General features: G+C 74.2%; 11 protein-coding genes. 3 read left to right on the forward strand and 8 right to left on the reverse strand.

Annotation, left to right across the window (positions count from 1 at the left end; genetic code table 11):
* Positions 1–136: 136 nt before the first annotated feature.
* The 3 genes from ACGF3A_RS33505 to ACGF3A_RS33515 all read right to left on the reverse strand — a co-directional run bounded on the left by ACGF3A_RS33505 (position 137) and on the right by ACGF3A_RS33515 (position 3,520).
* Positions 137–1,741 carry an MFS transporter gene (locus tag ACGF3A_RS33505; protein ID WP_393734191.1) on the reverse strand — a complete coding sequence of 535 codons (1,605 nt, stop codon included), beginning with the start codon at positions 1,739–1,741 and terminating at the stop codon, positions 137–139.
* Positions 1,742–1,746: 5 nt separating this feature from the next.
* Entirely contained in the window at positions 1,747–2,574 is an 828-nt protein-coding gene (locus ACGF3A_RS33510) for an SDR family NAD(P)-dependent oxidoreductase (protein ID WP_393734192.1), read from the reverse strand.
* A 79-nt stretch (positions 2,575–2,653) separates the two neighbouring features.
* Entirely contained in the window at positions 2,654–3,520 is an 867-nt protein-coding gene (locus ACGF3A_RS33515) for a helix-turn-helix transcriptional regulator (protein ID WP_393734193.1), read from the reverse strand.
* Between the two features lie 95 nt (positions 3,521–3,615).
* Here ACGF3A_RS33515 and ACGF3A_RS33520 point away from each other — a divergent pair, with 95 nt between their 5' ends.
* Together ACGF3A_RS33520 and ACGF3A_RS33525 are read left to right on the forward strand one after the other, a co-directional pair.
* Positions 3,616–4,539, forward strand: coding sequence for an arginase family protein (locus tag ACGF3A_RS33520; protein WP_393734194.1), 924 nt, complete (start codon positions 3,616–3,618; stop codon positions 4,537–4,539).
* Between the two features lie 110 nt (positions 4,540–4,649).
* Positions 4,650–6,620 carry a DUF5107 domain-containing protein gene (locus ACGF3A_RS33525; RefSeq protein WP_393734195.1) on the forward strand — a complete coding sequence of 657 codons (1,971 nt, stop codon included), beginning with the start codon at positions 4,650–4,652 and terminating at the stop codon, positions 6,618–6,620.
* A 129-nt stretch (positions 6,621–6,749) separates the two neighbouring features.
* Here ACGF3A_RS33525 and ACGF3A_RS33530 read toward each other — a convergent pair whose 3' ends face one another.
* From ACGF3A_RS33530 to ACGF3A_RS33545, 4 genes are all read right to left on the reverse strand, one after another.
* Positions 6,750–7,106: a VOC family protein gene (locus tag ACGF3A_RS33530; RefSeq protein WP_393734196.1), complete on the reverse strand. Its 357-nt coding sequence runs from the start codon at positions 7,104–7,106 to the stop codon at positions 6,750–6,752.
* Positions 7,107–7,138: 32 nt separating this feature from the next.
* Positions 7,139–7,963, reverse strand: a complete 825-nt coding sequence (locus tag ACGF3A_RS33535) for a methyltransferase domain-containing protein (protein WP_393734197.1) — start codon at positions 7,961–7,963, stop codon at positions 7,139–7,141.
* A gap of 80 nt (positions 7,964–8,043) precedes the next feature.
* Complete coding sequence (locus tag ACGF3A_RS33540) at positions 8,044–9,657, reverse strand: bifunctional phosphatase PAP2/diacylglycerol kinase family protein (RefSeq protein ID WP_393734274.1); 1,614 nt, start codon at positions 9,655–9,657, stop codon at positions 8,044–8,046.
* A gap of 5 nt (positions 9,658–9,662) precedes the next feature.
* Positions 9,663–10,115 (reverse strand): CBS domain-containing protein, encoded by a 453-nt coding sequence (locus tag ACGF3A_RS33545; RefSeq protein WP_393734198.1) that lies wholly within the window; start codon positions 10,113–10,115, stop codon positions 9,663–9,665.
* 278 nt (positions 10,116–10,393) lie between these two features.
* On the opposite strand from ACGF3A_RS33545, the gene ACGF3A_RS33550 reads away from it, so the two are divergent.
* Positions 10,394–11,251, forward strand: a complete 858-nt coding sequence (locus ACGF3A_RS33550) for a SigB/SigF/SigG family RNA polymerase sigma factor (RefSeq protein ID WP_393734199.1) — start codon at positions 10,394–10,396, stop codon at positions 11,249–11,251.
* A 37-nt stretch (positions 11,252–11,288) separates the two neighbouring features.
* Here ACGF3A_RS33550 and ACGF3A_RS33555 read toward each other — a convergent pair whose 3' ends face one another.
* Positions 11,289–12,500, reverse strand: coding sequence for a PAS domain-containing protein (locus ACGF3A_RS33555; RefSeq protein ID WP_393734200.1), 1,212 nt, complete (start codon positions 12,498–12,500; stop codon positions 11,289–11,291).
* Positions 12,501–12,543 lie beyond the last annotated feature (43 nt).

A 12,543-nucleotide genomic window follows, 5' to 3' on the forward strand; every position in this document is an offset into this window, starting at 1 on the left:
ACTGACCGGAGCGTCCACCAGCCGGAGCCATCCACCGGCCGGAGCCATCCACCGGCCGGAGCCATCCGCCGGCCGGAGCCATCCGCCGGCCGGAGCGTCCACCAGCAGGGCCCTCCTCCTGCCGCCCCCAGGCCGCTCACGCGGGACTCCGCCGGGGCTCGGCGAGCATGAGCCAGATTCCCGCGGACAGGAGCGCGCAGATCGCCGCGCTGCCCCACAGCACGAGGTGCCACGACTCGGTGAAGCCCTGCGCGACGGCGTCGAGGAACTGGGGCCGGAGGGCGGCGGGGACGGTGGACGAGGGGCCGGTGAGGTCGCCGGAGTTCACGCTGTTGGCCAGGGCCTCCGGGGTGCCGTCGTAGCCGGGAACGCGGCCCGAGCCGTCGCTCAGCCGCCCCTGGAGGAGGTTGACCAGCGCGGAGCCCGCCGCCGCGATGGCGATGGCCTCGCTCCCCAGGCGCAGAGTGTTGAGGAAACCGGCGGCCGTGCCGGTGGCCTCCGGCGCGACGACGGTCAGTACGGCGCCGTCGACCAGGCCGAAATTGAGGCCCAGCCCGACCCCGAGCGTCATCAGCGGACCGGCCAGCTCGGCGGCCCCGACGCCGGGGTGCAGGACGAGGGCGAGCCAGGCGATGCCGAGCGTCAGCAGGCCCAGGCTGGCGGTGAGCACGGTACGCAGGGACAGGCCCCACTTGATCAGTTTCCCGGCCAGGAGCGGGGTGGGAAGGATGGGCAGGGTCATCAGCAGCATCGTGGTGCCCGCCGCCTGGCTGCTCGTACGGTTCGCGACCAGGAGGTAGTTCGGCAGCAGGGGCAGAAGGATCACGAACGCGAAGGTGACCACGACCGGGATCAGGCACAGTGCCATGAATCTGGCGTTGCGCAGCAGCGCGAGGTCGAGCATCGGATGCCGCTGCCGCCGCTCGACCAGCACGAAGAGCGCCATGAGCACGACGGACCCGGCCAGCAGGGAGAGCACGCCCGCACTGGCCCAGCCCCGCTGCGGGCCCTCGACCACGCCGAGCATGAGCAGGAAGAGGCCGGAGACGAAGGTGGCGGTGCCCGGCCAGTCGACGCCGGACGCCGACGCGTCCCGGGACTCCCGCATGCCCAGGGTGGCCAGCATGACCAGTGCCATCAGCAGCGCGTGCGCGCCGAAGAACGAGCGCCAGCCCCAGGCGTCCGCCAGCGTCCCCGCCGCCATCGCGCCCAGGGCCAGCCCGGCGCCCGTCATGATGCCGACGGCCGCGAACACCCGGGTGCGGGCGGCGCCTTCGAAGGTCGCGGCCAGGATCGCGCTGCCGCTGGTCAGCAGCGCGGCGGCGCCGACGCCCGCCACGGCGCGGCTCGCGTCGAGCAGATAGATGCCGTGCGCCGACGCGCTCACCACCGAGGCGGCCGTGAACAGCGCCGCGCCCGCGAGGAACACGCGCCGTCGGCCGACCAGGTCGGCCAGCGAACCGCAGGCGAGCATGAAGCTGGCGAAGGTGAGGTTGTAGCCGTGCACCACCCACTGCAGGGCGGCGAGCGGCGCGTGCGTATCGCGGCCGATGTGCGGCAGCGCCACCCCGGCGCCGGTCACGGAGGTCGGGAGGATCAGCAGCGTGAGGAGGACCGCGACCAGCGTGACGGCCGGGTGGGAGCGCCGGGTCGGGGTCCGGGTCCGCGGAGCGGCGGCCCTCGGGGCGACGGCCCCCGGAGCGGCGGCCCCCCGGGCGGCGTGTGTGGTGGTCTCAGACATCCCGGTCACGCCCCGGGGACGGAGCCGACGAGACCGCCGTCGACGACGAGGTCCTGCCCGGTGATGTACGAGGCGTCGTCGGAGGCGAGGAAGGCCACGGCCGCCGCGATGTCGTCGGGGTGGCCGAGGGAGCCGAGGGGCACCTCCGCGGCGTTGCGCGCTTCGGCGCCGGGGTCGGGGTTCGCCTCCCGGTACATCTCCGTGGCGATGTAGCCCGGACTGATCGAGTTGACCCTGATGCCGCGCGGCGCCAGGTCGGCGCCGAGGGTACGGGCGAGATTGTGCACGGCCGCCTTGCTGGCGGAGTAGACCGAGGCGATGGGCAGGCCGCGGTGCAGGGTCCACGAGGCGTTGACGACGACGGAGCCGCCGTCCCGCATCAGCGGCAGGGCCTTGAGGATCGTGAAGAAGACGCCCTTGAAGTTGACGTCGACGACGTGGTCGAAGTCGGCCTCGGTGAGTTCGGAGCTGGGCTTGAAGACCCCGACGCCCGCGTTGGCGAAGACCACGTCCACGCTGCCGCGCCAGGTCTCGATCTGCCGTGTCAGGTGGTCGAGGTCCGTCAGGGAGGCCACGTCGGCACGGACCGCGAGGGTCCGGTCGGCGGCGTCGAGCCGGGCCATGGCGCTGTCCAGGCGTGCCTGGTCACGCCCGGTGATGACGACGTACGCGCCCTCGTCCAGGAGACGGCGCGCGGTGGCGAGTCCCATGCCGCTGGTGCCGCCGGTGATCAGGGCCGTCTTGTTCGTGAGCCGGTTCGTGAGTCGGTTCGTGGGCCGGTCCGTGGGGTGGTTCGTGAGTCGGTCCGTGGGGTGGTTCGTGAGTCGGTTCATGCGGCGATCCTCGATCGGCGCCCCCGCATGAGGCAGAGCCGGCTGAACCTGGGTCTGCCACCACCACCCTCGCTGGATCTCAGACGGTGTCCGGCTCCCGTACGTCCAGCAGCGCCGTCAGCCGGGAGCCGGTGTCGCTCCGCGTCTCGGGGGTGTGGAGCAGCAGGCGGTGGCCCGGCAGGTCCGGCACCGGCAGCGAGGTGTACTCGAAGGTCAGTTCACCGGCCTCCGGGTGCACGAGGGCCTTGGTGCCCTGGGTCGCGGAGCCGACGGGATGTTCCGCCCAGACACCGGCGAAGGCCGGGCTCACCGCGCACATGTCGGCGGCCAGGCGGCTGAACTCCGGGTCGTCCGGGTAACGGGCGGCATCCGCGCGGAACTGCCCGACGATGGCCCGCGCGGCGTCCTCCCACTGGCAGATCGCGGCGCTGTAGCGGGCGTTGGTGAAGAAGCTCACGAGGCAGTTGTGATCGTCCTCGCCGTAGCCGAACACCTCGCGGGCGGCGCGGTTGACCGCGACCAGGTTCCAGTGCCGGTCGATGATGTAGGCGGGGCGCGGGAGCCAGCCGTCGATCACCCGCTGCAGTCCGGGCGGCACCTCCCGCCGACCGGCGGGGGACACGCTTTCGGGCGGCGGGTTGAGACCGGCGAGCAGGTACAGGTGTTCCCGCTCGGCGGGGTCGAGGCGCAGCACCCGCGCGATGGCGTCCAGCACCCCGGCCGAGACGTTGATCTCCCGGCCCTGTTCCAGCCAGGTGTACCAGGACACCCCCACTCCGGCGAGCACCGCCACCTCCTCCCGCCGCAGCCCCGGCGTGCGCCGCCCGCCGGTCGGGGGCATGCCCACGTCCTCGGGCGTCAGCCGGGCCCGCCGTGAGCGCAGGAACTCGCGTATTTCGGAGCTGCGCCGCTGGCGCGCGTCCGCGGGGAGGCCGGAGATGTCCATCCGGCCATGCTAAGCAGCACCGCGGGGGAGCGGACCGGCGCGTTCCGCGCTGAAACTCCTGCCACTCGAACACCGGCCCGAGACATAATGCGCGCATGAGTCGTCGCACCGTACTGATCGAAGCGCCCTCGAACCTGGGGCTGAGACCGCCCGTGCCCGGCACCGTGCCCGGTTGCGCCAAGCTCGCCGGGGCGCTGCGGGAGCAGGGCCTGCCGGGGCGGATCGGGGCGCTGGACGGCGGGGTCGTCGTGCCGCCGCGTTACGACATGGGGGAGTGGAAGCCCGGCGACGGGGTGTTCAACGCCGCGCAGCTCGCCGCGTACACCCCGCGTCTCGCCGACCGGATCGAACGGCATGTGCGCGTGGGCGACTTCCCGGTCGTCCTCGGCGGCGACTGCTCGATCGGGCTCGGCTCGGCGCTCGCGCTGCGCCGCCTCGGCCGCTACGGGCTGGCGTACTTCGACGGCCACGACGACTTCCGCCACACCGGGAACGCGCCGCACGTCGGCGCCGCCGGGGGCGAGGACGTGGCGCTGATGACCGGCCGCGGCCAGGACGACCTCACGGACCTGGAGGGCCTGCGTCCGTACGTACGCGACGAGGACGTGTTCCTCCTCGGGCTGCGCGACCCGGAGAACGAGCCGGAGAACGTGTTCGACGAGCTGACCTCGCTCGGCATCGGGCACGCCGCCGTCGCCGTCGTCCGCGAGAAGGGCCCCGAGGCGGTGGCGCAGGAGGCGCTCGCCCGGCTGGCCTCGCAGGAACTGGACGGCTTCTGGCTGCACATGGACGCCGACGTGCTCGACCCGACCGTGCTGCCCGCCGTCGACAGCGCCGAGCCGGGCGGGCTCTTCCCCGACGAACTCCGCGCACTGCTGCGCCCGTTGGCCGACTCGCCGCGCTGCGTCGGTTTCCAGCTGACGATCTACGACCCGGACCGCGACCCGGAGGCCGACGGCGCCAGGCTGCTGACGGATCTCGTGACCGAAGTGCTGGGGGACCTCTCGCCGGTGGCGTGAGGCAGCACGGCCACATCGGCTCTGGCGAAGCGCGACCGAAGCGTGTTCCATGGTCATCGGGGGTCCCGGCAAGGCGGCGCCCATGAGCGAACGACCGAAGCGAGGTTGCCGTGGCCACGACCGTACGACGCAGCACCCGGACCCTTCCCGCCGCGCCCCTCGGCCCGGAGAACCCGCTGCCCGCGCTGCTGCCGCTCGACGAGGCGCACACCCTCGGCGAGGAGGAGCGGGCCGGGCTGCCGCCCGGGATGGCCCGGCAGGTCGGGTACGGGCCGCTGCGTTCGGTCCTGCCCGTCCGGCTGCGTGACGGCTTCTCGCGCTCGCGCGAGCCGCTCGCGCTCGACACGATCGTGATCGAGAACGAGCGGCTGCGCGCGACCGTGCTGCCGGGCCTCGGTGGCCGTATCGCCTCGCTCTACCACAAGCCCACCGAGCGCGAACTGCTCTACGTCAACCCGGTCTTCCAGCCCGCCGACTTCGCGCTCAACGGCGCCTGGTACTCGGGCGGCGTCGAGTGGAACATCGGTGCGACCGGCCACACGACGCTCTCCTGCGCACCCCTGCACGCGGCACAGGTGCCCGCGCCCGACGGGGACGGGCAGATGGTGCGGCTGTGGGAGTGGGAGCGGCTGCGCGACACCCCGTTCCAGGTGGACCTGTGGCTGCCCGACGAGAGCGACTTCCTCTACGTCGGCGTCCGGATCCGCAATCCCCACGACCGCACCGTCCCGGTCTACTGGTGGTCGAACATCGCGGTCCCCGAGGACGAGCACACCCGGGTCCTCGCCCCCGCCGACCACACCTGGTACTTCGCCTACGAGCGCAGACTGCGCCGCATCCCGGTGCCGGAATGGGAGGGCGTCGACCGTACGTACCCGCTGCGGGGCGAGTTCCCCGCGGACTTCTTCCACGAGGTGCCGGAGGACTCCCGCAAGTGGATAGCCTCGCTCGACGCCGAGGGGCGGGGACTGGCGCAGACCTCGACCGATCTGCTGCGCGGCCGGAAGCTGTTCGTCTGGGGCTCGGGCCCCGGCGGGCGCCGCTGGCAGCGCTGGCTCACCGAGGACGGCACGCCCGGGTACGCCGAGATCCAGGCGGGCCTGGCCACCACCCAGCTCGAACACGTCGCGCTGGAGGCGGGCGGCGAGTTCGCGTGGCTGGAGGCGTACGGGCCGCTGACCGCCGACCCGGCGACCGTCCACGGCTCGGACTGGGCGGCGGCGTACGGGCACGCCGAGGAGCGGCTGGAGGAGGCGCTGCCGCGCGCCGCCGTGGACGCCGCCTACGCCGCGTGGCGCCCGCACGCCGACGAGGAGCCCAAGGGCGAGCCTCTGGCGGCCGGTTCGGGGTGGGGCGCGCTGGAGGTGGCCAGGAGCGGGCACGTGCTGCCGGGAACGCCCTTCGACGCGGCCACGCTCGGGCCCGAGCAGCGGCCCTGGGAGGAGCTGCTGCGCACCGGCGTGCTGCCCGACGGCGACGGGACGGTGCCGGGTCCTACCCTCGTCTCGCCCGGGTGGCGTGAACTGCTGGAGTCGGCGCAGCCGCGGTCCGCACGCCGCGCGCACGAACTGGACTACCACCTGGGTGTCGCCCAGTGGCACGCGGGCGACCGCTCGCAGGCGGTCCGGAGCTGGGAGCGCGCCGCCGCGAGCGGCGAGTGGCCCGCGCTGCGGTGCCTGGCCGTCGTGGATCTGCGCGAGGGCCACGTCGAGCGCGCCGCCGAGCGCTACCTGACCGCCGTCCGCGACGCCCGCGCCCGTACGCCCGAGGCCACGGCCGCGCGTGCCGCGCTCGCCCGCGAGGCCGTGGGCGCGCTGCTGGCGGCCGGGCGGCCGGACGACGCCGAGTCCGTGCTCGACGGGCTCGGCACCGAGACGCGGCTGCGGGGGCGCTTCCGGCTGCTGCGTGCCCAGGTGCTGCTCGCCCAGGGCGAGACGAAGGCGGCTCGTGCCGTGTTCGACCAGGGGTTCGACGTCGACGATCTGCGGGAGGGGGAGGAGGCCCTCAACGACACGTGGGCCGCGCTGACGGCCGACCCTCTGCCTGCCCGGTACGACTTCCGGATGCGGCCTTCGTCGTAGACCTGCCGTGCCTAGGGGCAGCCCCTTCTCCCTTCCGGGTAGGGGCTGCCCCTTGCGGTGCGTTGCGGACTGCCGCCCGCGTCTCGGCCGGGCGCGCAGTTCCCCGCGCCCCTGATCGCCCCTGCCCGATCAGTCGGCGGGGCCCTGGCGGTCCACGTATTCGAAGACGCTGCCGTCCGGGTGCCGGGCCACCAGGTTGCGGCCGATGGGGGTCGGGCTGGGGCCCGCGATGATCTCCGCGCCGACGGTGTGGAGGTCGACCAGGGCCTCGTCCACGTCCTTCACGGCGAGCGTCGCGGCGATCTTGCGCAGCACCTCCAGGTGACCCTCGGGGCCGCTCATCAAGAAGAAGGGGCCGACGGCGGCGACGGCCACGGGGCCGTTCTGGAAGCGCACCGCCTCCGCGTTGGCCAGCTTCTCGTACACCGGCACCGCCGCGTCCAGATCGTCGACACAGACGCGCAGCGAAGTCCCCAGAATATCCATGCGGACCAGCCTAGTTGGGGTGGCGGGGTGCGTCAGGCACGGCAGAGGATCTCGCCGTTGACGACGGTGAACCAGGCGTCCTGGGCGGCTCCCCACTCCCGCCAGGTCTCCGCGATCCCGGCGAGCTCCTCCGCCGTGGCGTGCCCGCCGCCGACCGCGACGTCCGCGTACGTGGAGGCGACGGTGCGCTCGGCCCACAGGCCGCTCCACCACTCCCGTTCCTCCGGCGTGGCGTAGGTCCAGGTGCTGGTGGTGACGGTGACGTCGGTGAAGCCCGCCTGCCGGGCCCAGGCGTGGAGGCGGCGTCCGGCGTCGGGGGCGCCGCCGTTGGCCTGCGCGACGCGGCGGTAGAGGTCGAGCCACTCCGCCATGCCGGGCACCTCGGGGTACCAGAGCATGCCGCCGTAGTCCGCGTCCCGTACGGCGACGAGGCCGCCCGGCGCGCAGACGCGCCGCATCTCGCGCAGCGCGCGCACCGGGTCGCCGACGTGCTGGAGCGTCTGGTGGGCGTGGACGACGTCGAACGTGTCGTCCGGGTAAGCCAGTTCGAAGACGTCGCCCGTCTCGAACGTGAGGTTCCACAGCCCGCGCTTCTCCGCCTCGGCGCGCGCCAGCTCCAGCACGCCCTCGTCCGCGTCGAGCCCGATCACCGCGCCCTCGTGCGCGAGGTCGGCGAGGTCGGCGGTGATCGTGCCGGGGCCGCAGCCGACGTCCAGCAGGCGGGACGTGGGCTGGAGATGGGGCGTCAGGTACGCCGCCGAGTTGGCGGCGGTGCGCCAGCGGTGGGAGCGCAGCACGGAGTCGTGGTGACCGTGGGTGTAGACGGCGGTTCCGGCCGTCCCGGGTGCGTGTGCCATCCACGCACCCTCCCGCACGTCTCGCCATGCGGGCAACATCATTCCGGCATTCGGACACCACGGGGAGGGGAGAGGGTGGCTCAGTCGGGCAGCGGCCGGTAGACCGTCAGCGCCTCGTGCTCCTTCGTCAGCAGCAACCGCTCGGGCGCGGGCGCCACTTCGCCGTCGTACGCGAGGGACGATCCGTCCGGGATGCCGGTGATGAGCAGCCGCCGCAGCATCGCCGCGTTCCGCTTGTGCCGGTGGCCCAGCACGCCGCCGAGCGCCGACCACAGCAGCCGGGTACGGGCCCAGTGCCCGCCCCGTACGACGCGTACGTCCAGCAGCCCGTCGGCCAGATCGTGCCGCCGTACGGGCGCGAGGCCGGCGCCCCGGTAGCCGCAGTTGCCCGCGAACAGCAGCCAGAGCGCGCGCGGATGTCCCGCCAGCCCTGCCTCGACGGGCCGCGCCCTGCGCAGGACGTGCCACGCCGCCAGCAGCACCGCGGGTCCCGAGCCGATCCGGTCGGCCCACCGCTCGCGGACGCGCACCAGCTCCGGGTACGAGCCCAGGCTGAAGGTGTTCACGAAGACGCCGCCGCTGTCCGCCGCGCTCGCGGCCCCCGGAGCGTCGGCCCCCGGAGCGGCGGCCGACGGGTCGGCGAACCGGCCGAGGTCCACGGCGACCGCCTGGCCCGCCGTCACCGCGCGTCGCACGTCGTCCGCCGTCTCGATGCCCAGGTCCGCCGCGAAGTGGTTGCGCGTGCCGCCCGGCAGCACGGCCAGCGGGACGCCGTGCCGTACGGCCGCTCGCGCCGCCGCGTTCACGGTGCCGTCGCCGCCGCAGACGCCGAGCGCGCCGCCCGCCGCGGCGGCCTCGCGCGCTGCCGCGTCCAGCTCCGCCGCGAGATCGTCCCGCGCCGGGTCGCACAGCACCGTACGGGCGCCGGGCAGCGCGCCGCGCAGCGCGGTCAGCACGCCGGGCTCGGCGTCCGCCCCACCGGCCATGCCGCTCATGCCGGTCATGCCGGTTACACCGGTCACGCCCGTCCCGTCGGTCCCGGACGTGGAGTTGGCGACCATCGTCAGCCCCGTTCCCTCCGGCAGCGCGGGGGCCTCGGCGACCGGGCGCGCGGGGGCGGGCAGCTGGGAGTGCGAGGGGGCGAGGCCGCGTACGGCGAACGCCGCGCCCACGCCCAGCGCCATGCCCGCCAGCACGTCGCTCGGATAGTGCACGCCCGTGTAGACGCGGGAGAACGCGACGGATACGGCGATCGGCGCCACCGCCAGGCCCCAGCCGCGGGACTCCAGCGCCACCCCGGTCGCGAAGGCCGCGGCCGACGCCGAGTGCCCCGAGGGGAACGAGCTGGTGACGGGCTGCCGGTGCAGCCGGCGCACCAGGGGCACCGCGTCCAGCAGCGGCCGGGTGCGGCGCACGGAGCGCTTGGCGAGGGTGTTGGCGGCGAGGGAGGCCAGCGCCAGCGAGGCGGTGCCGCGCATCGCCGCCCGCTTGGCCCGCGTCCCTCCGGTCGCGCCGAGTCCCGCCGCCACCGCGAACCACAGCCGTCCGTGGTTCGCGCTGCGGCTCAGCCGGGGCAGCACGCCCTCGGCCCCCGGCCAGTGGCGCCCGGCCACCAGGTGGAAGGCCGCGCGGTCCCAGGCGGAGTACAGCCCGCGCACGGTGCGCGGGCCCTTCTGCCCCTCCGGTCTCGTCATGTCGCTCACGGGGTCCAGTTCACCGCTCCTTCCTCGGTCCAGGCGTCCGGCGCGGCCCGGCTGATCTCGGCCAGGGCCGAGTGCGGGTCCCTCTCGCGCGCCAGGTCACCGATGCTCACCATGCCCGTCAGCCGCTCGTCGGCGACCACGGGCAGCCTCCTCACCGCGTACCTCCGCATCAAACGGACGGCCGCGTCGATCTCCGCCTCGGCGTCGACGGTCACCGGGTCCGGGGTGCACACCGACTGGCAGGTCACACTCAGCGGGTCGACGCCGTCGGCCACCGCGCGCAGCGCGATGTCCCGGTCCGTGAGGACGCCCAGGAGCTGGCCGTCCCTCGCCACGAGCACGTCACCGATGTCCTGGGCCCGCATGAGCTGGGCGGCCTCGACGAGCGAGGCGTCCGGACGCACCGTGGTGGCGGCAGGTGTCATGACTTCCCGCACGTACGTCGCCATCGTGATCAGCCTTCCGTCTCTGCGCCGTCCTGCGCTCTCGGCACCTTCGGTGGGCCCCCTAGTACCCGCGCGAACGGGATCGACACGCGGACCGGTACGCGGACTGGTACGTGTGTGCGGACGTTTGCGGGCCGGATGGGCGGGCACCCGGAACCTCGTGCTTCGGAATGCAGGCACATCCGCGGGAGCGCCGTGTGCGTATCCACTCGCCCCGCTTGTCTGCTCCCGCGGTGACTGGAATGTCCGATCTCCGTCACCTGTAGGGGAGAGCACAGGAAATGACCGTACGACCTCGTACGAAGCGTGCAAGGCACCCCCACGACGACGCCCCCGACACCACAGGCGAGTTCCGGCGCATCGCCGAACTCCCGGACGGCCAGGAGAAGGAAGAGCTGCGGCAGCGCGTGGTGCGGGCGTGGATGCCGATGGCCGGGCGGCTCGCCCGGCACTTCCGCAACCGCGGCGAGGCGCTGGAGGACCTCGAACAGGTCGCCGCGCTCGGCCTCGTGAAGGCCGTCGCCCGCTACGACCCCTCGCGCGGATGCGCGTTCGAGAGCTTCGCCGTGCCGACCATCGTCGGCGAGGTGAAGCGCCACTTCCGCGACCACATGTGGGGCCTCCACGTCCCGCGCCGCGTGCAGGAGCTGCGTAACCGCGTACGCGCCAGCCAGCGCGAGCTCAGTCTCTCGGAGGAGGGGCGCAGCCCTTCCGTGAAGCAGATCGCCGAGCACAGCGGCATGACCGAGGAGGACGTCCTCGTCGGCATGGAGGCGCTGGAGAGCTACAGCACCCTGTCCCTCGACGCCGAACTGCCGGGCGCCGACGACGGCTACTCGCTCGTGGACACCCTGGGCGGCCCCGAGCCCGGCTTCGACCAGATCGTCTACCGCGAAGCGGTGAAGCCCCGCCTCCGCATGCTGCCGGAGCGTGAACGGCGCATCCTGTACATGCGCTTCTTCTGCGACATGACGCAGAACCGCATCGCCGAGCAGCTCGGCATCTCGCAGATGCACGTCTCCCGGCTCATCAGCCGTACGTGCAGCCAGATCCACCGCGAGGTGGAGGGCGACGCGCCACGGCCGGACATCCCGCGCCCGCGCCGCGCCCGGGCCCGCGTCCCCGCCCGCGCGCACTGACCGTACGGGAGAAGCCGCCGGGCGGCACGCCGCCGCCTCACGACCACCGGTGCAGCGCGAGGGCCAGATGCCGGGCCATCCGGGACACCGAACCGGCCTCGACCATGGCGAACGGCCTCCGCCCCCCGGCGCGCAGCAGCGTCAGCGCCCCGAGCGCCGGACCCGCCGGCGGCTCCAGGGGTACGCAGATCAGTGAGCTGGCCTCCGTCCGCACCAGGACGGGGGCCCCGCTCGCGTCCTGGCCGAGCGCGCCGGGCGCCTCGGGCCGCACCTGGAGCGCCTCCCGGCCCCGCTCCACGGCGTCGACCACCAGCGGCACCCGCGAGGGGTCCTGCGCGGCGACGGCCTCGCGCACCGCGGGGTCGGCCGCGCAGGAGACCCGTACGGCCGCGCGGCGCAGCGGCGCGCCCGCTTCGGCGCGGGTGTCCACGACGACCCAGTCGGCGAACCGCCCCTGGAGCACCGCCGCCGCCCGCTCGGCGGCCTCCTGCGCCGAGGCGGCGACGAGCAGCTCGGCGGCCATGTCGTCGACCAGGTCCAGCAGTTCCGCGTGGCGCGTCATCTCCGACAGCGCGGGGAGCCGGACGGCCACGTCGCTGTGCTCGGGCTCCCCGTAGACGCTCACCTCTCCGTCCGCGTCGCCGGGCGGCCGGGTGACCGGCGACGGCGGGTTCTGGGCGGCCAGCTGGAAGACCGCGAGCACCGCGGCGCGCTGCTCGCGCGGCGGACGCAGCGGCGTGAGCGTGGCGCGCAGCTCCGCGCTCGCCGGGCTCTCGGGATCCGGCGCGCGCAGCAGCCGTACGCGCAGGCTCCGCGCGCCCTCGCCCCGCGCCACCGCCGCCACCTGGGAGCGGAACGCCGCCCGTACGCCGTGGGCCAGCGCCCCCGTCAGGGCCCGGCCCGAGGCGTAGCCGGGGCGGATCGCGAAGAGTTCGGACGCCGCGACGTTCAGCCTGCGCACCACGCCGTCCCGGTCGAGCAGCACGACCGGCATCGGCAGCCGCTGGAAGAGCGCCCGCAGCAGCTGCTGCTCGCGGGTGTCCGGGTGCTCGCCGCCGTGCCGCCCCGTCGCCGCCAGGAGCTGCACGTACCGGGGCCAGAGGACGTCCGCCGCGTGCTGGAGTTCGAAGAGCGCGGCGTCGAGCGCCGACATCGGCTCCGACTGCGGCAGTGCGCGCGCCGACTTCAGCTCTTCCACGCGTCTGCGGAAGTCAGCGAGCTCGGAACCGTATTCCTCTACCCCGGCCATGCGCTCAACGTATCCGGACGGAGGCCCGTCGGACCCCGTCTCG

This window comes from Streptomyces sp. NPDC048172 (genome assembly GCF_043202595.1).
Taxonomy (GTDB): Bacteria; Actinomycetota; Actinomycetes; order Streptomycetales; family Streptomycetaceae; genus Streptomyces.

Excerpts from the sequence above, each read along its gene's own strand:
- ACGF3A_RS33505 (WP_393734191.1), bottom strand. The coding sequence starts at position 1,741 with ATGTCTGAGACCACCACACACGCCGCCCGGGGGGCCGCCGCTCCGGGG.
- ACGF3A_RS33510 (WP_393734192.1), bottom strand. The coding sequence starts at position 2,574 with ATGAACCGACTCACGAACCACCCCACGGACCGACTCACGAACCACCCC.
- ACGF3A_RS33515 (WP_393734193.1), bottom strand. The coding sequence starts at position 3,520 with ATGGACATCTCCGGCCTCCCCGCGGACGCGCGCCAGCGGCGCAGCTCC.
- ACGF3A_RS33520 (WP_393734194.1), top strand. The coding sequence starts at position 3,616 with ATGAGTCGTCGCACCGTACTGATCGAAGCGCCCTCGAACCTGGGGCTG.
- ACGF3A_RS33530 (WP_393734196.1), bottom strand. The coding sequence starts at position 7,106 with ATGGATATTCTGGGGACTTCGCTGCGCGTCTGTGTCGACGATCTGGAC.
- ACGF3A_RS33535 (WP_393734197.1), bottom strand. The coding sequence starts at position 7,963 with ATGGCACACGCACCCGGGACGGCCGGAACCGCCGTCTACACCCACGGT.
- ACGF3A_RS33540 (WP_393734274.1), bottom strand. The coding sequence starts at position 9,657 with ATGACGAGACCGGAGGGGCAGAAGGGCCCGCGCACCGTGCGCGGGCTG.
- ACGF3A_RS33545 (WP_393734198.1), bottom strand. The coding sequence starts at position 10,115 with ATGGCGACGTACGTGCGGGAAGTCATGACACCTGCCGCCACCACGGTG.
- ACGF3A_RS33550 (WP_393734199.1), top strand. The coding sequence starts at position 10,394 with ATGACCGTACGACCTCGTACGAAGCGTGCAAGGCACCCCCACGACGAC.
- ACGF3A_RS33555 (WP_393734200.1), bottom strand. The coding sequence starts at position 12,500 with ATGGCCGGGGTAGAGGAATACGGTTCCGAGCTCGCTGACTTCCGCAGA.